The organism is Ruminococcus sp. BSD2780120874_150323_B10, assembly GCF_015553695.1.
Classification (GTDB): Bacteria; Bacillota; Clostridia; order Oscillospirales; family Acutalibacteraceae; genus Ruminococcoides; species Ruminococcoides intestinale_A.
In genome coordinates, this window is sequence record NZ_JADNHD010000005.1 from 1 (window position 1) to 24607 (window position 24607).

The 24607-nt window shown below is 37.7% G+C and carries 17 protein-coding genes and 1 other RNA gene; 12 read left to right on the forward strand and 6 right to left on the reverse strand.

Features of this window, described 5'->3' with window-relative positions:
- Nucleotides 1-127 precede the first annotated feature (127 nt).
- Entirely contained in the window at nt 128-670 is a 543-nt protein-coding gene (locus I2E21_RS04460) for a TIGR01440 family protein (RefSeq protein WP_022235042.1), read from the reverse strand.
- A gap of 174 nt (nt 671-844) precedes the next feature.
- Between I2E21_RS04460 and fucO the strand changes: the two genes are divergently transcribed.
- Nucleotides 845-1990 carry a lactaldehyde reductase gene (fucO, locus tag I2E21_RS04465; RefSeq protein ID WP_195410553.1) on the forward strand — a complete coding sequence of 382 codons (1146 nt, stop codon included), beginning with the start codon at nt 845-847 and terminating at the stop codon, nt 1988-1990.
- 106 nt (nt 1991-2096) lie between these two features.
- On the opposite strand, the gene I2E21_RS04470 is transcribed toward fucO, so the two are convergent.
- The 4 genes from I2E21_RS04470 to I2E21_RS04485 all read right to left on the reverse strand — a co-directional run bounded on the left by I2E21_RS04470 (nt 2097) and on the right by I2E21_RS04485 (nt 5463).
- Complete coding sequence (locus tag I2E21_RS04470) at nt 2097-3833, reverse strand: glycosyltransferase family 39 protein (protein WP_195410554.1); 1737 nt, start codon at nt 3831-3833, stop codon at nt 2097-2099.
- Between the two features lie 15 nt (nt 3834-3848).
- Nucleotides 3849-4811, reverse strand: coding sequence for an NAD(P)H-dependent glycerol-3-phosphate dehydrogenase (locus I2E21_RS04475; protein ID WP_022235045.1), 963 nt, complete (start codon nt 4809-4811; stop codon nt 3849-3851).
- A gap of 118 nt (nt 4812-4929) precedes the next feature.
- Nucleotides 4930-5119: non-coding RNA, 6S RNA (ssrS, locus tag I2E21_RS04480), on the reverse strand.
- Nucleotides 5120-5163: 44 nt separating this feature from the next.
- Entirely contained in the window at nt 5164-5463 is a 300-nt protein-coding gene (locus tag I2E21_RS04485) for a DUF1292 domain-containing protein (RefSeq protein ID WP_022235046.1), read from the reverse strand.
- Between the two features lie 506 nt (nt 5464-5969).
- Here I2E21_RS04485 and I2E21_RS04490 point away from each other — a divergent pair.
- From I2E21_RS04490 to ispE, 7 genes are all read left to right on the forward strand, one after another.
- Nucleotides 5970-6650 carry a sugar transferase gene (locus I2E21_RS04490; RefSeq protein WP_022235047.1) on the forward strand — a complete coding sequence of 227 codons (681 nt, stop codon included), beginning with the start codon at nt 5970-5972 and terminating at the stop codon, nt 6648-6650.
- Between the two features lie 13 nt (nt 6651-6663).
- Nucleotides 6664-8148 (forward strand): O-antigen ligase family protein, encoded by a 1485-nt coding sequence (locus tag I2E21_RS04495; RefSeq protein WP_195410555.1) that lies wholly within the window; start codon nt 6664-6666, stop codon nt 8146-8148.
- A gap of 87 nt (nt 8149-8235) precedes the next feature.
- Nucleotides 8236-10143, forward strand: a complete 1908-nt coding sequence (locus I2E21_RS04500; protein ID WP_195410556.1) for an NAD(+) synthase — start codon at nt 8236-8238, stop codon at nt 10141-10143.
- Nucleotides 10144-10167: 24 nt separating this feature from the next.
- Entirely contained in the window at nt 10168-10650 is a 483-nt protein-coding gene (locus tag I2E21_RS04505; RefSeq protein ID WP_195410557.1) for a hypothetical protein, read from the forward strand.
- A 57-nt stretch (nt 10651-10707) separates the two neighbouring features.
- Nucleotides 10708-11187: an Lrp/AsnC family transcriptional regulator gene (locus tag I2E21_RS04510; protein WP_022235051.1), complete on the forward strand. Its 480-nt coding sequence runs from the start codon at nt 10708-10710 to the stop codon at nt 11185-11187.
- Nucleotides 11184-12365 (forward strand): aminotransferase class I/II-fold pyridoxal phosphate-dependent enzyme, encoded by a 1182-nt coding sequence (locus I2E21_RS04515; protein ID WP_337401682.1) that lies wholly within the window; start codon nt 11184-11186, stop codon nt 12363-12365. Before I2E21_RS04510 ends, I2E21_RS04515 begins: the two co-directional genes overlap by 4 nt.
- Nucleotides 12355-13224, forward strand: coding sequence for a 4-(cytidine 5'-diphospho)-2-C-methyl-D-erythritol kinase (ispE, locus tag I2E21_RS04520; RefSeq protein ID WP_195410558.1), 870 nt, complete (start codon nt 12355-12357; stop codon nt 13222-13224). The genes I2E21_RS04515 and ispE overlap by 11 nt, the downstream gene beginning before the upstream one ends.
- Before the next feature lie 544 nt (nt 13225-13768).
- On the opposite strand, the gene I2E21_RS04525 is transcribed toward ispE, so the two are convergent.
- Nucleotides 13769-14461: a YoaK family protein gene (locus tag I2E21_RS04525; protein WP_195410559.1), complete on the reverse strand. Its 693-nt coding sequence runs from the start codon at nt 14459-14461 to the stop codon at nt 13769-13771.
- Nucleotides 14462-14687: 226 nt separating this feature from the next.
- Here I2E21_RS04525 and metE point away from each other — a divergent pair, with 226 nt between their 5' ends.
- The 4 genes from metE to addA all read left to right on the forward strand — a co-directional run bounded on the left by metE (nt 14688) and on the right by addA (nt 24570).
- On the forward strand, nt 14688-16964 hold the full coding sequence (gene metE, locus I2E21_RS04530; RefSeq protein ID WP_195410560.1) for a 5-methyltetrahydropteroyltriglutamate--homocysteine S-methyltransferase: 2277 nt from the start codon (nt 14688-14690) through the stop codon (nt 16962-16964).
- 64 nt (nt 16965-17028) lie between these two features.
- Nucleotides 17029-17625, forward strand: a complete 597-nt coding sequence (spoIIR, locus tag I2E21_RS04535; protein ID WP_195410561.1) for a stage II sporulation protein R — start codon at nt 17029-17031, stop codon at nt 17623-17625.
- Nucleotides 17626-17701: 76 nt separating this feature from the next.
- Nucleotides 17702-21034, forward strand: a complete 3333-nt coding sequence (locus I2E21_RS04540; protein WP_195410562.1) for a PD-(D/E)XK nuclease family protein — start codon at nt 17702-17704, stop codon at nt 21032-21034.
- Entirely contained in the window at nt 21034-24570 is a 3537-nt protein-coding gene (gene addA / locus I2E21_RS04545) for a helicase-exonuclease AddAB subunit AddA (protein WP_195410563.1), read from the forward strand. Before I2E21_RS04540 ends, addA begins: the two co-directional genes overlap by 1 nt.
- The last annotated feature ends 37 nt before the right edge of the window (nt 24571-24607 follow it).

The following is a 24607-nucleotide window of genomic DNA, read 5'->3' on the forward strand; positions in this document are numbered from 1 at the left end:
CCCACACCCACGACCTTTGAAAAGGTCGACCAAACTTTTATAATTGCTTGATAAAGCAATCAGCTAAACTATAATTTATTATTGTTACCCCAACATTTATTATTAAGCTTTTTTTGTTTGTTATTATTTACATATTTTCATCATAAACCGCTCTGCAGCCGCCGATAAATTTCGGTCTGGTTCTTGCGGCAAGTAAAATAGCGTTGCCGATATGGTCAAGGCTCAGTCTTACGGGAACAGCTACTTTTTTAAGGTGCATACCTATTAATGTACCGCCAATGTCAAGTCCTGCGTCAGCCTTGATTTCTTCAAGAGCAACAGGATTTTTAAATGTTTTATATGCTGTTGTGGCAAAAGAACCGCCTGCCTTTGGTTGCGGAACAACATTTACAATTTCCGCATACGGAACGGCATCACGCTCTACAATGACTGCACGGTTCAGATGTTCGCAGCATTGAGCGGCAAGATAGATTTTCTTTTCGCTAAGCACTTCATAAATACCCTTGAAAACCTGCTCGGCAACCTCAAGATTAGAGTTTTTGCCGATAGTTCCTCCGGCAACTTCACTTGAAGAACAGCCGACTACAACTATACTGCCTTCCTTAAGTTTGGCAACATTACAAAGCTCTTCGCAAGCCTGTTTTGCTTGAGAATAAATATCAACTGACATATATATCAACTCCTAAATTATCATCTATACTTATTATAGCATTATTTTTATAAAGTACAAGTCTATTAGCTTTTTAAGATAAAAATAATAGAATTTATATAACAATCTTGATTTTTTAGTAAATATGTTATATAATAAAGCTACAAAAATTTTTTAGCAAAGGATGAAAAATATATGAATAGATTTGTATTAAACGAAACTTCTTATCACGGTGCAGGTGCAATCAATTCTATACCCGAAGAAATTAGGGGAAGAGGTTTTAAGAAGGTGCTTGTAGCGTCTGACCCCGACCTTGTAAAATTCGGAGTTACAAAAAAAGTTACGGATGTGCTTGAAAATGCGGGCATTGAATATACTTTATATTCAGACATCAAACCTAATCCTACCATACAGAATGTTCAGCACGGTGTTGAAGTATTTAAAGAGAGCGGAGCAGATTGTATTGTTGCAATCGGCGGCGGTTCTTCAATGGATACGGCAAAGGCAGTCGGCATAATTATCAATAATCCCGAATTTGCGGATGTTCGCTCGCTTGAGGGTGTTGCACCCACAAAGAACAAAGCAGTGCCGATTATCGCAGTTCCGACAACGGCAGGTACAGCCGCTGAAGTTACAATTAACTATGTAATTACAGATGTTGAAAAGAACAGAAAAATGGTATGCGTAGATGTTCACGATATTCCTGTAGTTGCAGTAGTTGACCCTGATATGATGTCAACTATGCCAAAAGGTCTTACCGCCGCAACAGGTATGGACGCACTTACGCACGCAATTGAGGGCTACATAACAAAGGGTGCATGGGCACTTTCCGATATGTTCCATTTAAAGGCAATTGAAATTATTTCAAAGTCTTTGCGTGGCGCAGTGGATAACACACCGGAGGGCAGAGAGGGAATGGCTCTCGGTCAATATGTTGCAGGTATGGGATTCTCAAATGTCGGACTTGGTATAGTTCACTCAATGGCTCATCCGCTTGGCGCTTTGTACGACACACCGCACGGTGTTGCAAATGCCATTATTCTTCCGACAGTTATGGAGTATAACGCTCCTGCTACAGGTGATAAGTACAAATACATTGCCGCCGCAATGGGTGTAGATGGTACAGAGAATATGACTGTTGACGAATACCGCAAGGCAGCAGTTGACGCAGTTAAAAAACTTTCTCAAGATGTAGGTATTCCTGCGGATTTAAAAGAAATTGTCAAACCTGAAGATGTACCTTTCCTTGCTCAGTCGGCATATGATGACGCTTGCCGTCCCGGCAACCCAAGAGATACCAGCGTAGAAGAAATTGCCGAACTTTATAAGAGTCTTATGTAATTATAATTTGGTAACAGAATATTTATATAACATTGAAAGCCTGCGATTTTCGCAGGCTTTTTGTATAACAAAAAATGCAGTCAAAACCGACTGCATTTTTTTCGTATTATTTAGATTTTCTTTTGAAGATTTTGCCGTAAAGTTTGGTATCTTTAAAGCCTTTCGGTTGTTTGTCGGGGATTTCTTTTAAGCTGTTTATTACTTTCTTTATGCCTGTATATTCGCTTTCAAGAATTGTGCAGAGCGCATATGAGGCATAGGGGAGGAGAAGAACAATGTATGTCAGTATATACTGCGATTTTCCTTCGAAAAGCAAGTGATAGCCGAATCCTCCGAGCAATACAAGCGGCAACAATACCGTAGAAATGTTTGTCTTTTTATACAGGAACATAAAGTAAATGCCGAGTGTAAAGAGTATAAACACTGCCATCATATAGAAGTTAAAGTACAATTCAAGGAACTGTCCTGTACTGCCGTCATAAACAGCCTTGCCAAGACCCTCCTGTACATCAACATCGTGTCCTTTAACCTTGCTTACCCAAATGCTTTCGTATGACGGTTCATTCCACTGACTTAAAATTTTGTTGCCAAAGAAATTAATTGCATATTCGGAATCGTTTTTCATTTTATTAAGACGGCTGTTAATATCTGACCATGCTTGCGATTCTGCGGCATCAATATCACAATTGTTGCTTGTATAAAGACTTAGTGCGATATTGTTGTACCAACCGGGAGCCATATAGGATTCGTTAAGTCCCATATCAAGATAAAGTACCTGTGAAACACCGCCCTTAAGTTCGGTGTTTGCTCTTGATGCGTAGCTTTTGATTACAAGATTACTTGTACCGACAACGGCAATACAGAGAGCAAGTGCAAATGCGATACTCTGCCATTTTTTAGCCTTTACGGTGTGAATGATAAGCATAATTACAAAGGCAACAAGGTAAATTAAGTTGTTGTACTTTGCAAGTGCCGATACAACGAGCAGAACTCCGCAAGGGATAAGCACAAGATATTTATCGGTTTGGAAATATTTGATTAGGAAGTGTGACGCCCATATTGCACAGCACATACCGATTATGTTGCCGTATACGAATGTGCAGAAAAGTACAGGCTGAATACAGCCGGCAAGTGCAAGAATTACTATAAATTCAATTTTGTTTCTGCCGAAAATCTGCTTTGTGATTTTTGCAATGCCAAGATATGCCGCCGCAACGCAAAGTACATTTATAACTTGTATAGGCATTGTGCTGTCTGTACCGAAAATTCTGTAAACGATTTCGCTTATAAGCACAAAGCCGAGTTGGAACGGATAACAATTGTAGTATGAAAATCCGCCGTAGAAATCCTTGTTATAAAAATCGGAACCGTTATGTAAAAATGCATAATTGCCTTGTGCCGTTTGAGAGGCGGTTTCGTAAATATTGTAACTGTCTGCCGCAGGAATTGATTGTACAGAGAATATCCATACAAGTCCGATGATTGCAGAAAAAGCAAACAAGCCTGCCTCCATAAATTTCATATTTACTTTGGCGAAAAATGCGGTATGCTTATTAATCTTAAAAAGCAAAGCTGTAAATATCACAAGGCAGAATATATTTATTACAAATAAATCGTCTTGAAACAAAATAACTTCGGAGCTGTAGTTTGCAGGGTCAATAACGCAGGTCTGAAATATACTCATTATTGCAATGTAGCCAAAAACTAAAAACAGCAGTCCGCATATTATATTCACCGCTATGCTTTCGGTAAGGCAATGCTTTGCAACAGCAGTTTTAACCGTGGTTTGAGCCTTTTGCTTAGGCTCTTTGTTTTTTTCTTGATTAGTTGGGTTATTGCTCATTTTTGCACCTTCCTGTTAAAATTCTTTTTTTACAGAGCGCATAAAGAGCTTTCCGAGTGCGTCTTTAGGGTCTACATTGTCAAACAAAACGCTGTAAACGCTTTCGACAATCGGAAGCTCAACATTATTTTCTTTGCCGAGTTTGCACAATGCTTTTGATGTCATAACACCCTCGGCAAGTTTTTCAAATTTAATGCCCTTTACATAATTTTCACCGTAACTGCGGTTATGACTCCATTTTGAGAATAAAGTTGCCTCATAGTCGCCGAGATGACAAAGTCCGTAGGCGCTCATTTCATTGCCGCCGAGAGCTTTTATAAGTCTTGCAATCTCTCGTGTGCCTCTTGCCATAAGCGCACCTTTTAATGACGCATAGCCAAAGCCGTCAAGCATACCTGCGGCAATGCCGATAACATTTTTAGCGGCCGCACCGATTTCGCTTCCGATAAGGTCTGTGCCGACATAAAATCTTATGAGTGAGCTTGAAAAACTGTTTACAAGCTTTTCTTTTATTTCGTGATTTTTGCTGTCGATTACCATACAGTTTGGAATACCCTTTACATAATCCTGCGGATGTCCCGGGCCTACCCATACGGCAATAGGTGTTTTTTCTTCGTCAACAAAGTCGCCGACAACTTGGCTGAGTCTTTGACCCGTTGCTGCCTCAACACCTTTCATACAAAGCACAATGGTTTTGCCGTCAAGATTGTTTTGAGCGATGCTCTGCATATATGAACGCAAATGTTGAGATGAAATAGAAATAACAATTACTTCTGCGTGATTGACCGCCTTTGCAAGGTCAGAAGTAACCTCTATTGATTCGGGAAAAGTAAGGTAGTCGTTTTTATGTGTTGTGCTTAACTGTATAAATTCGGGAGCGTCGGCAAGTCCGCAGGAAATTACATTGTTGCCTATCTTATCAAGATACCAGGCAATGCAGCTGCCCCAGCGACCGCAACCCAAAACAGAAATATTCATTTATAATCACCTGAAATTTATTTTTTAATAATATAAACGCAGCCCGCAAAAGGCCTTATCGGCACAAATGCAGGCAAAGTCTGCTTTTAATATGTAATAATATTAAATAAAAAAACAAAATAACCCCGCCTGACCGTATGATTTTTATAATAACCTGCCTACGAGAAAGCAGGTGGGTGCTCTCCTTTAAACATTAGGCTTCCTTCTTCCGCCAAAGCGGGAGGTCTGCACACCGATTAAAGAGCCGGGCTCCCGATTTAAGAGTTGTAGGGTTATTTTAAAATCATTCACGCATCAGGCAGGGAATTTGTCAAATTGCCATTACTGATATTATATGACAGAAAGAGAAAAATTACTCTTCTTCGTCTTCCTCGTCATCATTGTAATAGTTTTCTTCAAAAATAGCAGCGATTCTGTCGAGCTTTTCATCGTCTTCGATTTCGGCAAGCTCTTCTTCACCGTCTTTTTCAAATACTTCCATAATATAGTATTCGCCGGGATCGTTTACAGCGTCTGCCGGGTTCTCATAGTAAGGGAAGAGTACATAGAACTTACCTTCTTCATTTTCAATAATATCAAGAATTTCAAATTCTATTTCTTCGCCCTCATCACTGATTAAAGTAATAAGATCTACATTAAATTCGTTATCCATAAAAATATATCCTTTCGTTTGCACTTAGCAAATAAAAACAGCATTTATATTATAAAACCAAATTAAAAAGAATTATAAAAATAATTACCCATTGCTGTTTTAATTGTTCAAGATTATTTTACAATTTTTTAAGCGATTAGTCAAGCATTATTCGTATTTAATTAAAATATATATTTTTTTTGCATAAATATTGATAAAAGTATTGATAAATTACAATTAGTATGATATATTATAGATATATTATACAATAACTTCCTTTCCATGTGCTTGAGTACTCCATAAAATTACCTAAAAACCGGCGACTTCTCAGTCGCCGATTTTTACTGTATGTAAAAAGTGTTCAGTTAAAATCAAACTTATTTGTATTATCATAGCTATAATTACGCTTGAAAAAACTTTTCAAAAGATATATAATGCTAAATAATGCTGTCTTTAAACAGATTATTGTGTTTATATAAGCGATATTTTAATTTTACGGCAAAATTACTCTAATGAAGGGTGGAACTATGAGAGCTTTTGAAAAATTACCTCCTAAGTTTCAAAATGATGAGGTAAAGCATTATTACGATATTATTGCCAAAAAGTCTTTTTCTCTTGTATTAAAAAGGATTACGGATATTATATTCTCCCTTATTATTCTGGTTATTCTTATAATACCGATTGCGGTTATTGCCGTAATAGTTAAAGCAACCTCGAAAGGCCCCGTTTTTTACAGGCAGGAGAGAGTTACTTCTTATGGCAGGGTATTTAAGATTTTTAAATTTCGTACTATGGTGCAAAATGCCGACCGTATCGGCACACTTGTAACAACAAGCGGAGATGCCAGAGTAACTAAGGTGGGCAGAATCTTAAGAAAATATCGTCTTGACGAACTCCCGCAGATTTTTAATGTACTTGCAGGCTCAATGACCTTTGTCGGTACTCGTCCGGAAGTACAGAAGTATGTGGATATGTACAAAGACGAATACAATGCAACCTTGCTTATGCCTGCGGGAATAACCTCGCTTGCTTCTATTATGTATAAAGACGAGGAAAAACTTTTACAAAATGTCGAAGATGCGGATAAGGTTTATGTTGAAACTATTTTACCCGAAAAAATGAAGTATAATCTTATGTATCTTGAAAATTTCGGCTTTTTGTCCGACATAAAACTTATGTTTAAAACAGTTAAAGAGGTACTTAGGTAACAGGGGGTGTATAATGAAAGAGCTAAAGAAAAAAATAAAGAGCTTTTCTTGTTACAGAAAGGTTTATATTTTTACTCTGTTTTTTTGTAATGTATCATTTTTACAAATTCCTGCGTATATTCTTGTAGCATTTTTGTTTTGCTGGGGCATATGGCTTACCTATTATAAGCAAAAAACAAACAATACATTTTTTAAACTGCGCTTTGGCTTGTGGGTGTGGGGATTCCTTGCGGTTTCTCTTTTAACCATGCTGTTAAACTTTACTTATACTATTTTTTACAGTGCGTTAATGTTTTTACATATACTGATATGCTTTTTTATATTTTACGGTATGCACACAGAACCTGATTTTGATTTCAAAAACGAGCTTTATACCGTGGCAAGAGGTATTGTGTATATTACTACAATTGCAAATTTCATCGGTATTTTCTGCCTTATGTTTAATATAAGGTTTGAATGGTACTGGATTAAGTTTACAATATACGAAAACAGATTTACGGGTATTTACATAAATCCTAATTTGCTTGGTTTTGTTTCCTGTGTAGCAATTTTTTGCTGTCATATTCTGTGTAAACCTGATTTTCAAAATGCGGTTAATCAAAGGAAAGTCAGCAAGATATGGATAGTTGCCTGTATGTGTACAAGCTTGTTTTCGCTTTTGCTTTGCGATTCAAATGCGTCTATGGTACTTATTCTTGCATATATGATAGTTTATATTGTATATCAGTTTTTTGCTGCAAAAGACGGACTTTCTCCCGCAAAAGTCACGATGAGAATAGTGGCGCTTGTACTTGTAGGAACTTTTCTTGTGGGTTCTTCACTTATGTTCAGGGAAATCTGTCAGCAGGGGTTTGCTGTTGTTACGGCAAAGACTTATTCTTTACTTGATGAAATTACAGAAAAAGAGCAGTCGGATACCGATAAACAGCCAAAGCAAAATGATTCCGACAATAATAAAACCGCTACGCCGTCCGACAAAGGGCCGATAACATTTGAACACGAAAATTCCAATATTGACAGCGGTCGTTTTAAGCTGTATAGAGAATCTTTAGATTTGTTCAAAATATCGCCTGTCTTTGGAATAAGTAACGGAAACATCGTGTTCTACAGTCAGGAATATGCAAACGGTACTTTAAAATATACTTACCATAACAATGATTTGCACAACGGATTTTTAACTATACTTGTATCTACAGGTGTGCTCGGATTTGTTATTTTCGGTATATTCGGTTTCCGCTTTGCAAAACACGCCGCACAACATTTATTCCTGCAAAAAAAGACCTTTAAAAATGACGCTTATCCTTGTATGTTCGCATTTTTAAGCGCATATCTTTTCTATGCGTTATTTGAAAAGGCACTGCTTTACGATATATCGTTTATGGTAATGTGGTTCTGGCTGATAATGGGTTACACAAGCTGTTACATAGCTAAGTTTGAACCGATGCTTGAAACACGCTATCTTTTTCATCAAAAAAGACTCCACAGAAGTCTGCTTTGATACTTGTATAATTACAATTTTTAGGCTATAATAACCGTAGGTATGTTTACCTGCGGTTTTTATTTTTCTGAAAAGGAATTGATATAAATGAAATACGGATTTGTAAAGGTTGCGGCGGCTACACCTATTATCAGAGTATCTGATTGTAAAAAGAATACCGACGCAATAATTGCGCAAATAAAAGAGGCAAATATTGAGGGTGCCGCACTTGTGAATTTTCCCGAATTATGCATAACCGGCTATACTTGCAGCGATTTGTTTTTACAGCAAACTCTTCTTAAAACAGCAGAAAGCTCGGTTTACAGAATAATTGAAGAAACCAAAAATCTTGATATTATATCCGTTGTGGGCGTTCCGGTTGCTTTCAGGGAGGCTCTTTACAACTGTGCGGCAGTTATTTTTAAGGGCAAATTACTCGCTCTTGTGCCAAAGGTAAATATTCCGAATTATTCAGAATTTTACGAGGCAAGACATTATACAAGCGGAAAAAATACGGATTTTGAAATTGAGTATGCAGGCCGGAAAACTGTTTTGACCGATAAAGTTTTGTTCCAAAATAAAAATATGCCCGATTTTACCATTGGTGTGGAGGTTTGCGAAGATTTATGGGTAGCGGAATCTCCGTCAATAGCTCTTGCAAAATCGGGAGCAACGGTTATTTGCAATCCGTCAACCTCCGATGATACCATCGGCAAAGCAGAATACAGACGCTCGCTTGTGAGAATGCAGAGCGGCAAACTTTGCTGTGCATACATTTATACCGATTCAGGATTTGGAGAAAGCACAACAGACACAGTTTATTCTGCACAGAATATAATATGTGAGAACGCATCTTTGTTGAGCGAAAGCGAGCGCTTTACGACAGGCATTACTTATGCGGATATTGATGTTCAAAAACTTATGGGCGAGCGCAGAAGAATGAGTACATTCTGCTCCGACAATGAAAATGTCAGAAGAATTTATTTTGATATGCCGCTTACCGATACAAAGCTCTCAAGAAAATTTGAGCAGACTCCGTTTGTACCGTCGGCAAAAGATGACCTTAGCAGAAGATGCAAGGAAATTATAACAATGCAGGCAACAGGACTTGCAACCAGACTTGCTCATACAGGAATTAAGAATGTTGTGCTCGGACTTTCGGGCGGTCTTGACAGTACACTTGCGCTTATTGTTTGCGTTCACGCTTTTGATATGCTCGGTATTGACAGAAAAAATATTCACACTGTAACAATGCCTTGTTTCGGTACAACAAAGCGTACCAAATCAAATGCCGAAAAACTTGCAGAGGCTTATAATGTTTCTTTTGAAGAAATTAATATTACCGCAGCGGTAAGACAGCATTTTATAGATATTAAGCACGATGAAAGTGTAACAGACATTACCTATGAAAATTCGCAGGCGAGAGAGCGTACTAAAATTCTGATGAACCTTTCAAATAAGTACGGCGGTCTTGTAATCGGTACGGGCGATTTGTCGGAACTTGCGCTTGGTTGGGCAACCTACAACGGCGACCATATGAGTATGTATGCGGTGAATGTTTCTATTCCTAAAACACTCGTCCGTTACCTTACAGCGTACGAGGCTGAAATCAGTGAAGGAGAATTGAAAACGGTTTTGCTTGATGTGCTTGATACACCTGTAAGTCCGGAGCTTTTGCCGCCTGATAAAAACGGAGAAATCGCACAGAAAACCGAAGATGTGGTCGGTCCTTATGAATTGCACGACTTTTTCCTTTATTACTTTGTGCGTTTTGGATTTACTCCGTCAAAAATATATTATCTTGCAAAGCATTCCTTTGCGGGAAAGTACAATAACGATACAATCAAAAAATGGCTTGTTACATTTTTAAAGAGATTTTTCTCTCAACAGTTTAAGCGCAGTTGTTTGCCTGACGGCCCAAAGGTAGGCTCGGTAACGCTTTCTCCTCGTTCGGACTGGAGAATGCCAAGTGACGCAAGCGTAAGAATTTGGCTTGATGAGCTTGAAAATCAGTAAATCTGAAATTCAAGGGGGCTTTTTGTGAAATATTTTATTAAAAGAGATGTTTGTGCGGATTTTGGCGCTTTTGAAATTTATGACGAAACGGGCATAGAAAAATATCTTGCGGAATTTTCAAAAAGCAAACGAAGCCGAAAAATTATTATTCACAGTGCTGACGAAATTTTTGTTAAGATAAGATGCTTGTCGGTGTCAAACATTATTGCCTGCAATATAAACGCAGGCGGTAAAAAAATGCGCATTTTAATGGGCGTAAACCGCAATGAACTTGTTTGTATTTGCTCCGGTGTAAATTGGAAAATTTGCGGAAATATAGCGCAAAAAAGTTTTTCCGTACAGGATGTTGACAATACGGTTATTGCAGTGCAAAAGAGAGTATTTTCGAGCACGGAAAGTTATGAACTCGATGTGTATTCGCCGTCAAATGAACTGTTATCAATATCTGTTGCGGTTTGTATAAATATGCTCAATACAGTTGACAATCCCGTCAGACAGGCGGTATAATTATTAAGTACCCGATTTTTGTCGGGGAAAGTATAAATTCACAGGGGAGGATTTATTATGGATAGATTACTACAGCTTTTAAGTACAAACTCAGGCTTTACCACAGCCGAGATAGCGACAATGCTCGGTGAGCCGGAAGATTACATCAAGGCTCAGATAAAGGAATACGAAACTCAGGGCATTATCAAAGGCTACCAGGCAGTTGTAAACTGGGAGAATACCAAGGAAAACTATGTTGAGGCACTTATTGAGCTTAAGGTTACTCCTAAAAAAGATGCAGGCTTTGACGAAATGGCGAAAATGTGTATGGCATTTGACGAGGTGGATTCTGTGTATCTTATGGCGGGTACATATGATTTTGCGCTGATAGTTAAGGGTGAATCTATGCAGGATATCGCAATGTTTGTATCTAAAAAACTCTCCACAATCGACGGAGTGCTTTCAACAGGCACACATTTCATTATGCGTCGCTACAAAGACAGCGGAATGAATCTCATCGATTTTGAAGGGTCGGATGAGAGGAGTTTAATTCTGTGATTGACTATTCAAAATTTTTAAATAATTCTATTCAAGAAATAAAACCGTCGGGTATTCGTAAATTTTTTGATATTGCAAGCGAAATGGACGATGTTATCTCTTTGAGTATCGGTGAACCTGATTTTCAGACACCGTGGCATATCCGTGAAGAGGGTATAAATTCTCTTAAAAACGGCAAGACTTGGTATTCACCGAACCGTGGTTTCGCACAGCTTAGAGAAGAAATTGCCAATTATTATGCAAGACGCTTTAATATATCATATGAGGGCAAAACTCAGGTGCTTGTTACCGTTGGCGGCAGTGAGGCTATTGACCTTGCTTTCAGATGTCTTGTTTCAGAGGGTGACGAGGTAATTATTCCCGAGCCGTCTTTTGTTTGTTACGAACCGCTTACTCATATGGCAGGCGGTAAGGCAGTTATAATTAATACAAAGGCAGAGGATCAGTTCAGACTTAAAGCTGATGACCTCGAAAAGGCAATTACCGATAAAACTAAGCTCGTTGTTTTGCCGTTTCCTAATAACCCAACAGGCGCTATTATGGAAAAAGAAGACCTTGAGGCTGTAGCCGAGGTTATTAAGAAACATAATTTATTTGTGCTTTCGGACGAAATTTACAGTGAGCTTACATACGGCGGAAAGAATCATATTTCCATTGCTTCCGTTGACGGTATGTATGAGCGTACTGTTGTTATTAACGGCTTTTCAAAGTCTTATGCAATGACAGGCTGGCGACTTGGTTACGCTTTAGGTCCTGTTCCGATTATTGCACAAATGACAAAACTGCATCAGTATGGCATTATGTCAGCGCCTACAACCGCACAGTATGCGGCTATTGAGGCTTTACGCAACGGAGATCCTGATGTTGTAAATATGCGCAATGAATATGATATGCGCCGCCGCCTTGTTGTTGATTCATTCAACGCAATGGGACTTACTTGTTTTGAGCCTTACGGTGCATTTTATGTATTTCCTTGTATTAAGAGCACAGGTATGACTTCAGAGGACTTCTGTACAAAGCTTATTATGGACAAGCATGTCGCAGTGGTTCCGGGAACAGCCTTTGGAGAATGCGGCGAGGGTTTTGTAAGAGTTTCTTATTCTTATTCATTAAACCATCTTAAAACCGCTTTACAGCGTATCAGGGACTTTATAGAGGAGCAGAAAAATGGAAATTAAGGTTCTTGCACCTGCAAAAATCAATCTTACGCTTGATGTCACTGGCAAACGACCTGACGGCTATCACAATATTTTGTCGATAATGCAAAGTGTTGATTTATATGACACAATTACCGTTACCGATAATGACAGCGGTCAGATTACCGTTTCATGTAATTATGAGGGCGTCCCTTGTGATGAAAAAAATATTTGTTACAAAGCGGCGGAAAGATTTTTTATTGCTACCCGTAACGAAGGACAGGGCGTACATATAGATATTGATAAAGTTATTCCTACTCAAGCGGGACTTGCAGGTGGAAGTACAGACGGTGCGGCTGTTCTTATGGGACTTAATAAGATGTTTGACGCATTTTTAAAGCCCGATGAATTGCATGAAATTGCTGAAAAAATAGGAGCGGATGTTCCGTTCTGCCTTGTGGGCGGCACAAAGTATGCTACGGGAATCGGTACAAAACTTCAAAAAATGCCTAATTTTTTGGCATCGCATATTGTTATCTGCAAACCTGATAATGTAAGTGTTTCCACGGCCGAGGCATATAAAAAAGTGGATGCGTTAAATCCGCACCCACCTTATACAGATGAAATGATAAAGTCACTTTTCAGCCGTGATATGTTCAGAATTACATCTACTTTATTCAATGATTTTGAGCTTGCATTAAAGCTTGAAGAAGTGAACGATATTAAAAGAATTATGTACAAGCGCAAAGCACTTGGAGCAAGTATGTCGGGTTCGGGTTCGGCTGTTTTTGCAGTCTATAATTCCGAACGCAAGGCTAAAAAGTGCGTTGACGCATTAAAAGAAAAATATGATAAAGTTTTCCTTTGCCATCCGACAAAGGAAGGCTGCAAAATAGTCTGATTATTATCAGGCTATTTTATTTTGTCTTAATTTTTGTTGTTTTTTATCAAAAGTCGGGGTAAATTATGGTTTAGCGGAGTGTCGGTCGGGGGATTGAAATTTAGCTAACGCTAAATTATCCTCCCAAAAACAAAAAAGTTTACTCAATTTTTTCAAAAATTGCGGGTTTGGGCAGCGCCCATAAAAATCTTCCGATATAACAATTTATCAGGCGCAAACAGCCACGCTGTTTGCGTGCTTGCACCGAGTTTGAAAAAACAGGCGACAGCCTTTTAGAAAAGAAATCATTAACTTTTTTCATTATATAGTGAATGTCTTTTCTTTTTGCTTTCACATTTAAAGGCTAACGCCGTTGTGTTCAAGCCGCCAAACAGCAAGCTGTTTGGCTATTGTTAGATTGCGTAAGCGGAAAGTATTTGTGGGCTTTGCCCACACCCACAACCTTTAAAAAGGTTGACCAAACTTTTATAATTGCTTGATAAAGCAATCAGCAAAACCATAATTTATTAATGTTATTCCAACATTTAAAATACAACCCAAAAATCTATTTTAACTTATAAGTCTGTTTATCCTCTTCTTCGGCTTGCAAAAACATAAGAAGAAAACCTACAAAAAGCAATATGCAGCTGCACCAGATTGTATATTGTTTCCAAAATCCGATTATAACATTTTCAATAACCGCTCCGAAAGCAAAGAAGAATATAACTCCGTAGTATATAAGCGATTTTCTAAGACATTCTTTATCTTTATTAAAAATAAAATTAAATAAATTTTGTGTACCTGAACGCAGGTTGCCGATGCACATTGTGGTTGCCGAAGCATTGCCCTTTACTTTTCTGAAACTTTCAACCTGTATACCGCAGGCGAACGAAACAAGCGAGTTCGCAATCATATTGTATTCTTGGGATATAAATCCTACAGAGAATAAAATAATACATTCAAGCAAGACGGTGTATTGTCGCCAATGCAGGATATTGTCAATCGTGCAAAAGCGGTGCACTACCTCCGCAATAATTATTCCGAACGCAAAGGCAATTACCGGAAAAAGGTACTGCAACATTTTCTCAAAATTTCCTTCCGATAAATTGATTGCAAGCAAAATTATGTTGCCCGTCTGTGCATTTGCAAATACTTCACCGCGAAAAGTGTAAGTATAGGCGTCCATAAATCCGCCTGATACCGCAAGCAATATTGCAAGTCGGCGTGATTCCGAAATCTGTCCTCTTAACTTTTTCATAATCTATTTCTCCTAAAAATTTTTCCAATATGTATTATAGTCTTTTTTGTTAAAAATGCAAGTATATGGATTATAAAACAGAAAATTAAGTTAATCGTATAATTTATAAAAGCAGCGTTAGATATAGTTTAAAACTATATCTAACGCTATTTTTTTAGTATTAACACTTTTTTTACTTTAGCTGTATAATATTTACAGACTTCTTTGAAAGGATTTGTAAATAAATATGAAAACTTCGATAATCGGTTATCCGAGAATAGGTAAACTTCGTGAACTTAAATTTGCGAGTGAAAAATATTTTAGAAATGAAATTGCACAGTCAGAGCTTTTCGATACAGCAAAAAAGTTAAGAACAGAAAACCTTACAGAACAAAAGAACAGCGGGCTTGATTTTATTCCCTCAAACGATTTTTCTTTTTATGACGGAATGCTCGACACGGCTTTTCTTTTGAATGTTGTTCCCGACAGATACAAAAACCTCGGTTTATCTCCGCTTGACGAATATTTTGCGGCTGCAAGAGGTTATCAGGGAGAAAAGGGAGATGTTAAAGCTCTTGCAATGAAGAAATGGTTTAATACAAACTATCATTATATGGTACCTGAAATTGACGATAATACGGTTTTGAAATTATCCGATAACAAACCTTTTGAACTTTTTACCGAGGCATTGGATAACGGAGTAAAAACTACTCCTGTAATAATCGGTCCGTATACTTTCCTTGAGCTTGCAAGATATATCGGCACAAAGACCAAAGAAAACTTTTTCGGCAACATTACAGATGCATACATTCAGATTATCGGTAAGTTTGTAACTCTCGGCGCAGAATGGTTGCAGCTTGACGAACCTTGTCTTGTAAAAGATATGAGCAGAGAGGACATAGAGTTCTTTAATTCATTGTACACCAAGATTCTTGAGAATAAAAACGGTCTTAAAATCCGCTTGCAAACTTATTTTGGCGATGTAAGAGATTGCTACAAAGAAATATGCGCTCTTGATTTTGACGGAATAGGTCTTGATTTTATTGAGGGTAAAAAAACACTTGAACTTATTGAGAAAAACGGTTTTCCGTGTGACAAAGTGCTTTTTGCAGGTGTGGTAAACGGTAAAAACATTTGGAGAAATAACTATGAAAAGACAGTGGAGTTATTAAAGAATTTACAGAATAAATCAATTAATACTGTAATCAGTACTTCGTGTTCGTTACTTCATATTCCGTATACCCTTAAAAATGAAGTTAAGCTTTCGGATACATATAAAAACCATTTTTCATATGCAAGCGAAAAGCTGGTTGAATTAAATGAAATCAAAAAAATTATCGAAACCGAGGATTATTGCAATTTACCTGAATATACAGCAAACATCAAATTGTTTTCCAAAGAAAGAAGCGGCTGCAATACAAATGTAAAAGAAAAGGTAAACGCTTTATCTGAAAAAGATTTTACAAGATTGCCTGTATTTTCGGAGCGTGAAAAAATACAGAAAGAAGAGTTTAAATTACCGCTTTTACCTACAACAACCATAGGTTCTTTCCCACAGACTTCCGATGTTCGTCAGACAAGAGCGTCATACAAAAAAGCAAATATTTCCGAAACCGATTATGAAAAGTTTATGAAGTCAAAAATTGCGGAGTGTATTGAGTTTCAGGAAAACATTGGTCTTGATGTACTTGTTCACGGTGAATTTGAAAGAAATGATATGGTAGAGTATTTCGGTGAATGCCTTGACGGATATATCTTTACCGAGAAAGCCTGGGTACAGTCATACGGTACAAGATGTGTTAAACCTCCTGTTGTATGGGGTGATATTTCAAGAGCAAAACCAATGACTGTTAAATGGTCAACTTATGCTCAAAGTCTTACAGAAAAGCCTGTTAAGGGTATGCTTACAGGCCCTGTTACAATATTAAACTGGTCTTTCCCGAGAGAGGATATTTCTTTAAAAGAAAGTGCATACCAGATAGCTCTTGCAATTCGTGAGGAAGTTTTGGATCTTGAGGCAAGCGGAATTAAGATTATTCAGATTGACGAAGCTGCTTTAAGAGAAAAATTACCGTTGCGTAAATGCGATTGGAACAAGGAATATCTTGACTGGGCTATAAAAGCATTCCGTCTTGTACACAGCGGCGTAAAATCTGAAACTCAAATTCATACTCATATGTGTTACAGCGAATTTGCCGATATTATTGAGGATATTGACAATATGGATGCCGATGTTATTACTTTCGAGGCAAGCCGTTCTGACCTTACACTTCTTGATGTACTCAAAGCAAAGAAATTCCGTACAGAGGTTGGCCCGGGTGTATATGACATACATTCGCCGAGAATCCCTACAGTTGAGGAGATTAAATCGGTGATAAATAAAATGCTTTCCAAGGTATCTTATAATAAATTGTGGATTAACCCCGATTGCGGTTTAAAAACAAGAGGTAATGAAGAAACTGTACAAAGTCTGAAAAATCTTGTAAAAGCAACAAAAGAAATCAGAGAAGAAAATAATTTATAATTCAGATGAATATTTTAAAAGTAACCTGTCCATACTCCTTAAAAAGAGAGGGCAGGTTATTTTTATGAAATTACTTATAAAATCATTTTGTATTGCATTTGTACTTACCGTCATTTACTCTGTAATACCGTTTCAGGCAGAGTGCGAACAGATTTCCGAAGAAGTGTTCAGACTGCATATTCTTGCAAATTCCGACAGTGCGGAGGATCAGGCATTAAAGCTGAAAGTGCGTGACGCTTTGCTTGAATATACCGATATGCTTTTTGATAAAGCCGCAGACAGTGATGAGGCAGAGAACATTGCAAGGGAAAATTTAAAAACTTTGCAAACCGTTGCACAAAATGTTGTTTATGAAAACGGATATGATTATAAGGTAAACGCTCAAGTTGTAAAAATGTATTTTAATACAAGATATTATGATAATTATACAATGCCTGCGGGTATATATGATGCATTGAGAATTACTGTGGGTGACGGTAAAGGGCATAATTGGTGGTGTGTAATGTATCCGTCAATTTGTATATCATCTGCGGTCGATACGGATGAAAAGGTGGAAAAAACTTTTTCGGAAAATCAGCAGGAAATCGTTAAAGGAAATGATTATCAATATAAGTTTAAGGTTGTGGAGATATTTGAAAAAATAGTTTCTTTTTTTGAGTAATGTTCTTTAAATGACACACCTGTTATGGTATCATAGTAGTATAATTTATTTACTACACTTGAAACGGGGGATAGATTTGCTTAGATTTGTACTCGGAAAAAGCGGTACAGGCAAAACGGAATACCTGTATAATACGCTTACAAAACTTGCGGAATCGGGAGAAAATCGCATAATTATGCTTATTCCCGATCAGAGTTCTTTTGAAACAGAAAAAGTGTTTCTCGACAGGCTCGGCGCAAAAAAGTGCCAGAATGTAAAAGTATTCGGTTTTTCACGCTTTTGCAGATATGTTTTTGATACGATTAATTTTGAACAGAAAAATGTTATAGATGACAGCACAAGAGCGGTAATTATGAGCCTTGCACTCGAACAGCTTGACACAAGCCTTGAAATGTTTGCAAACAGCAGCGGTAAAAAGAGTGTGATTGAGGCAATGCTTTCTGCACTTAAGGAATGTAAAAAGGCGAAGATTTCTACCGAGATGTTAAGAAATGTATCGGCTTTGGTTGATGATAAAACACTGAAAACCAAACTAAGGGAAACTGCGTTAATAATAGACACTTTTGACGCTATTGTTGAACAAAGTTATATAGACCCACTTGATAATCTTACAAGAGCAGCGGAAATTTTAAAAGAGAAAAATATTTTTGACGGTTTTACACTTGCTGTAGATTCTTTCAGCGGATTTTCAAAACAACAGCTTGAGGTGTTAAGACTGTTATTTATGCAGTGTGAAAGCGTTTTTGTCGCACTTACATTAAATCCTTTTGAAGATGAACAACAAAGCCTTTTCAGCACCACAAATGATACATATAAAAGTCTGAAAGCTATTGCAAAGGCAGAAAATATTGATATAAAATCGCCGATAAAACTTGAAGAAAATTTCAGAAATGAGAGTGAAGAACTAAAAATTCTTGAAAAGAATTTTTATCAAAACAAAAATAATAAATATGAGTTAAAAACAAATGCAATAACTGCTTTTTCTGCCGATACCGTGTACGGAGAATGTGAGTTTGTTGCAAAACAGATTAAAAAACTCATTATCGAGCAAGGGTATTTGTATTCCGACATTGCCGTGATTTGCAGAGATATTGCACCGTATGCGGGTGTTTTGAATACTGTGTTTGACAAATACGAAATTCCGTATTTTATGGATATGAGCTATGATATTTATATTAAGCCCGTTATTCGATATGTATGCTCGATTTTCAATGCTGTTTTGAACGGTTGGCAAAAAGATGATTTACTTGCAATTTTAAAAACAGGACTCAGCAATAATTCCGATGAAGAAATATCAGCCTTTGAAAACTATGTTTATGTGTGGAATATTAACGGTTCTGCCTTCTTAAGACCATTTGAGAACAATCCTAACGGTTATTCAGACAAATTTACACAGTCAGATTTTGAACAACTGGGAATGGCTGAAAAAGTCAGAAAAAGTATTGCACATCCTTTGCAGGATTTTAAAGAAAATATTAAGGACAAGACAGGAAAAGAAATAACGGAATTACTCTATAACCTTTTATGCGAATTAAAAGTTACAGATGCTATTTCTAATATGTATGACAAACTTAAGGCAAACGGTGAAATTGCACAGGCAAAAGAGCAAATCAGACTGTGGAATTTGCTTATGGGCACTCTTGACCAAACCGTTGCGGTTGCAGGCGATTTAAAAATATCTTTGAAAAGGTATTTTGAGTTGTTGTCGCTAAGATTGTCGGCACTGAAAATCGCAGATATTCCCCGTACGGTTGACAGTGTATCGGTGGGTACGGCAACCCGTGTAAGACTTAATAATGAAAAAGCCGTTTTCCTTATAGGTTGTATTGACGGAGTATTTCCGGCAGTACCTTCCGCATCGGGACTTTTTTCTGCATACGAATTAAAAACGCTTATTGCCAATAATCTTCCTTTCGGAGATGAACCTGCCGAACTTGCGGATTTTGAAAATTATATGGCTTACAAATCCGCAACAGCGCCGTCGCAAAAACTTTTTGTTTCATTCTATAAAACCGACCTTACGGGCGGCACTTATATGCAATCTTCAATTATAAATGAAATAATCGCTGTTTTTCCGAATATTTTATTGCACAGAGAAGAAGAGTATTGCTCGGTTGCGGACAGCACATGGGCTATATTGCCTGCGTTTGAGGAGTGTGCAAGAAATTTTAACAGTGAAAGCAATGAAGAAAGAGCGTTAAAAAAATATTTTTCCGAAAACAAAATATTTAAAGATAAGTACAGTGCCGTTGCAAACGCAAGCAAAGCAAAGCCTTTTGTGTTTGACGATAAAAGCAATGTAGGTCTTTTGTTTGGCAATGATTTAAACATATCCGCCTCGCAGGTTGAAAAATTCAGTTTATGCAGATTTTCATATTTTTGCAATTACGGTCTGAATGTTCGTGAACGCAGAAAAGCGGAGATAAATCCCCTTGAATACGGTACTTTTATTCATTATATTATGGAAGTATTTTTCAGCAAATACTCTAAAAATGAATTCTCAAATATGAGTGAAGATGATATAAACAAGGAATGTGACAGTATTCTTGATGATTATGTCAATAAACATTTCGGCGGTTCACAAAAAAATACTCCCCGCTTTATGTACAGGTTCAATAAGATAAGAGAAAATGTACATTTTCTTGTTTTGCATATCATAGAAGAACTCAAGAACAGCGGGTTTGAACCCGTGGATTGTGAACTTAAAATAGACGGAGATATTCCGGGGTACGAAGTCGTTTTGCCTACGGGACAGAAAATATTGTTAAGAGGCAGTGTTGACAGGGTAGATATTCTGAAAAAAGGCGAGGAAAATTATATCAGAATTATTGACTATAAAACAGGTTCAAAGGAATTTAAACTGTCTGATATTTTGTACGGACTTAATTTGCAAATGCTTATCTATCTTTACGCCATTACGCTTGGCGGTGAAGAGCGTTACGGTAAGGTTACTCCTGCAGGAATACTCTATATGCCTGCCACCGTAAAGCCGATTTCTGCCGATAATACCATAAGTGACGAGCAGATAAACGAGCAGGTTTCCAAGGGACTTAAAATGAACGGTATGCTGTTAAATTCTCTTGATGTTATTGATAATTCGGATGCCGCTTATATTTCATTCAATACCAAAAATGGAACGCTTACGGCGGGTGGAAGTCTTGCGAGCCTTGAAGAATTGGGTATGATTTTCAAAAAACTTGATATGACGGTTGCAAAAATGGGTACAACGCTTTATTCGGGCAATGTAGAGGCTTCTCCGCTTAAAGGCGGTAAAGATTCCTGCGAATATTGTCCGTATGACAGTATTTGTGCATATCATATGAGTGACTGCAGAAACAGTTTTTCACTTAAAAACGACGAGGTATGCAGAATACTTGAAGAAGAACAGGAAAACGGGGGTGAGGAGTAATGGCTACTTTTACTGATGCGCAGACCGATGCGATAAATGCTCAAGGCGGTAGTGTGCTTGTATCTGCGGCTGCGGGTTCGGGCAAAACTACCGTACTTATCGAAAGAATTATAAGAATGATAACACGCAGAGAAAATCCCATAGATGTTGACCGATTGCTTATTGTAACTTTTACGAGAGCAGCGGCAAGCGAGATGAAAGAAAGACTTGCCAAAGCCATTAATTCGCTCCTTGAAAATGACCCGTACAATTCTCTGCTTTTGCGCCAGCGACAGCTTATGTACAATACAAGCATATGTACAATAGACAGCTTTTGCGGTTCTGTGGTAAGAGAGTATTTTCATATTCTCGGCGTGCAAAAGGATTTTCGCCTTGCCGATGAAAATGAAATAAAAGTAATCGGCAGTGAGGCGCTTGAAAGCGTACTCGAAGATTTTTACAGAGAAAATACCCCCGATTTTACGGCGCTTGTTGACGCTTTTGCAAATAAAAACGGTGACGATAATTTAAGGGCGGCGGTGCTGAAAATTTCGGATTTTCTTGCAACCCAACCGTTCGGCGAAAAGTGGCTTGACGATATGTTGTTAAAGTACAGTCCCGAAATTCCCGTTGAACAATCGCTTTTTGGCAAAATATTAATTAAATATGCAAGGTCTATGGTTGACCACTCGCTTTTGATTACGATTAATTCAATTAAATTGCTTGATGGGGACGAAAAACTCCGAGATGCAAATTTGCCGCTGCTGCTTGACGATAAAGCATATTTTGAAAAATTGTCGGAGCGTTTTGAGGACGGTTCGTGGGATGAAATAAAAAGATTTGCCGAAACTTTTGTGAAAGGCAGACTTAAAACTCCTAAAGGATATAAGGATGACCCGATAAAAATTTCGATAGCAAATTCCCGTGATGATGTCAAGAAATCGGTTGAAAGTATTTGCAATATCTTTATGTGGAGCAGTGAAGAAATAAAAACCGAGATTGGTTATTTAAGCAAAACAGTTGCCGAGCTTTTTGAGGTAGTGAAAGCGTATTTAAACAAATTTTCTGAAATGAAGTATGCAAAGAATATTCTTTCCTTTTCGGATGTAGAGCTTTTGACCGTAAAATTACTTGCCGAGCCTTGCGGTGACGGATATACAAAAACCGAGCAGGCAAAGGAAATTTCAAAGCGTTTTGACCAGATTATGGTCGATGAATTTCAGGATGTAAACGATGTTCAGGACCTTATCTTTAAATGCGTAAGTACGGACGAAAACAATATGTTTGTTGTCGGCGATGTAAAACAGAGCATTTACGGATTCAGACAGGCAAAGCCCGAAATTTTTATTGACCGCAAGGATAAATACAATAAATATGACCGAGAAAACGAGATTTTCCCTGCGGCTATAATTCTTGATATGAATTTCAGAAGCCGCAAAGAGGTTTGTTCGGCAGTCAATTTTATCTTTAAAAATCTTATGACGAAAACTTCGGCAAAAATGGATTACGGTACTGACGAATATCTGAATGTCGGTGCGGTATATCCGCCGAGTGATGGCCGTAATTTTGAAGTTGACTATATTCAGTATGAAAGTTCGGACGAAAGCGTAGAGAATGAGGCTGTATTTATAGCAAACAAAATTCTTAAAATGAGGGCAGAGGGATTTACCGTAGGCAAAGATAAAAAGCCTCTTGAATACGGTGATTGTGCAATTCTTTTGAGAAGTACAAAGAATACGGCGACTGCCTTTGTAAATATTTTAAACAGCCTTGGTGTGCCTGCAAGTTCAGAGATAAAAGAGAGCTTTTTTGATGCGAACGAAATAAAGGTTATGCTTAACTTTTTGCGCTGCATAGACAATCCGTCGCTTGATATTCCTTTGCTTTCTGTAATGTGCAGTCCTGTTTACAGCTTTACCGTTGACGAACTCGCAAAAATCAAAGGCAACAACAGGCATACTAATTTGTATTCGGCAGTTGCCGCTTACGCTAAAAATGACGGTCGCACAGCCGAATTTTTAAAAGAACTTAATTTGCTCAAAACATATTCCTGCACCTGTTCCGTTGATGAACTGTTGGGCAGAATTTATGAGCTTACTTCTTTTTCTGCAGTCATTTCCGCAATTGACGGTTCAAAAGGCATAAAAAATCTTAATCTTTTAAGGGAATATGCCCGTGGCTTTGAGTCGGGCGGTTACAGGGGATTGTCGGCATTTATAACATATATGGATAAGCTGATTGAAAACGGTGCCGACCTTGAATCGTCATCGGGTGCAAACGGTGAAACCGAAAACACAGTAAAAGTAATCAGTATTCATAAATCCAAAGGTCTTGAGTATCCTGTCTGCTTTATTGCATGTTCATCAAAAAAGTTTAATAAAACCGATTTGAGCGCAGATGTGCTTATTGACAGTAAGGCAGGTCTTGGCATAAGGAGAGTTGACGGATTTTGCAGATACAATACATTGCCGAGAATGGCGGTGGGAGTGGAAATATCGGAAAACGAAATTGCTGAGGAGATGCGTGTTCTTTATGTTGCTCTAACCCGTGCAAAAGAAAAGCTGATTGTAATATCATCGCAAAAAGACCCGAAAGATTATCTTGTAAAATTAAATTCAAAACTTGCAGGCGGTGTAATTGACCCGTATGCGGTTATGAAAGCAAGGTCAATAAGCGACTGGGTGAGTATGTGTGCGCTTGTTCATCCGTTGCATAACGAATTGAGAATGAAATTGCAAATAGGTGAATCGGATTTAATGGGCACGGCATCGGAAGAATTGCCGTGGCAGATTAATTTTATAAGTCCGTCTGATTTTGTAAGTGAAACAGATGAACGAAGTAATGATGTAAAAAATAATTCCGATAACGAAATATACGATAATTCCGTAATAGATTTATTAAAAGAGAGAACAGGTTTTGTATACAGAAATCAAGCTGTTCTAAAAATTCCTCAAAAAGTCAGTGCCTCTGAACTTGCCCATAATGAGGGCGACAGCTTTGATAAAATTTTCCTTAAACCTGCATTTATGTCTAAGGGGAATACATCGGCTGTTGAAAAAGGTACGGCTCATCATAAATTTTTGCAGTTTTGCAATTTTAAAGATGCTAAAAATAATTTGCAGGCAGAACTTGACCGACTTTTATCAGAAAATATTTTGACGCAAGAGCAGTTTGACGCCATTAATAAAGAGGAAGTTCAAAAATTCCTTGACGGCAGTCTTGCAAAGCGAATTACAGCTTCGCCGTTAATTATGCGAGAAGAACGCTTTACCGTAAATATCAAAGCAGGTATGCTCGACAGCACGCTTGAGGGCGATTCTGCCGACACAAGAGTGGTAATGCAGGGTGCTGTTGACCTTATTTTTAAAGAGGATAACGAACTTGTTGTGGTTGATTATAAAACTGACCGTGTTCGTGATATAAGCAGATTGAAAGAGCTTTATGCTAAGCAGTTAAATCTTTACAAACTTGCGGTAGAGGAGTTTACAGACTATAAGGTAAAAGAATGTATAATTTATTCAATTCACCTTAACGATTATATTGCGGTCGACTGCTAAATAGACAATTAACGGGAAATATGGTATTATTTTACAG

Bases quoted from the DNA above. Each gene is read 5' to 3' on its own strand.
- I2E21_RS04460 (WP_022235042.1), bottom strand. From the start codon at position 670: ATGTCAGTTGATATTTATTCTCAAGCAAAACAGGCTTGCGAAGAGCTT.
- fucO (WP_195410553.1), top strand. From the start codon at position 845: ATGAATAGATTTGTATTAAACGAAACTTCTTATCACGGTGCAGGTGCA.
- I2E21_RS04470 (WP_195410554.1), bottom strand. From the start codon at position 3,833: ATGAGCAATAACCCAACTAATCAAGAAAAAAACAAAGAGCCTAAGCAA.
- I2E21_RS04475 (WP_022235045.1), bottom strand. From the start codon at position 4,811: ATGAATATTTCTGTTTTGGGTTGCGGTCGCTGGGGCAGCTGCATTGCC.
- I2E21_RS04485 (WP_022235046.1), bottom strand. From the start codon at position 5,463: ATGGATAACGAATTTAATGTAGATCTTATTACTTTAATCAGTGATGAG.
- I2E21_RS04490 (WP_022235047.1), top strand. From the start codon at position 5,970: ATGAGAGCTTTTGAAAAATTACCTCCTAAGTTTCAAAATGATGAGGTA.
- I2E21_RS04495 (WP_195410555.1), top strand. From the start codon at position 6,664: ATGAAAGAGCTAAAGAAAAAAATAAAGAGCTTTTCTTGTTACAGAAAG.
- I2E21_RS04500 (WP_195410556.1), top strand. From the start codon at position 8,236: ATGAAATACGGATTTGTAAAGGTTGCGGCGGCTACACCTATTATCAGA.
- I2E21_RS04510 (WP_022235051.1), top strand. From the start codon at position 10,708: ATGGATAGATTACTACAGCTTTTAAGTACAAACTCAGGCTTTACCACA.
- ispE (WP_195410558.1), top strand. From the start codon at position 12,355: ATGGAAATTAAGGTTCTTGCACCTGCAAAAATCAATCTTACGCTTGAT.
- I2E21_RS04525 (WP_195410559.1), bottom strand. From the start codon at position 14,461: ATGAAAAAGTTAAGAGGACAGATTTCGGAATCACGCCGACTTGCAATA.
- metE (WP_195410560.1), top strand. From the start codon at position 14,688: ATGAAAACTTCGATAATCGGTTATCCGAGAATAGGTAAACTTCGTGAA.
- spoIIR (WP_195410561.1), top strand. From the start codon at position 17,029: ATGAAATTACTTATAAAATCATTTTGTATTGCATTTGTACTTACCGTC.
- addA (WP_195410563.1), top strand. From the start codon at position 21,034: ATGGCTACTTTTACTGATGCGCAGACCGATGCGATAAATGCTCAAGGC.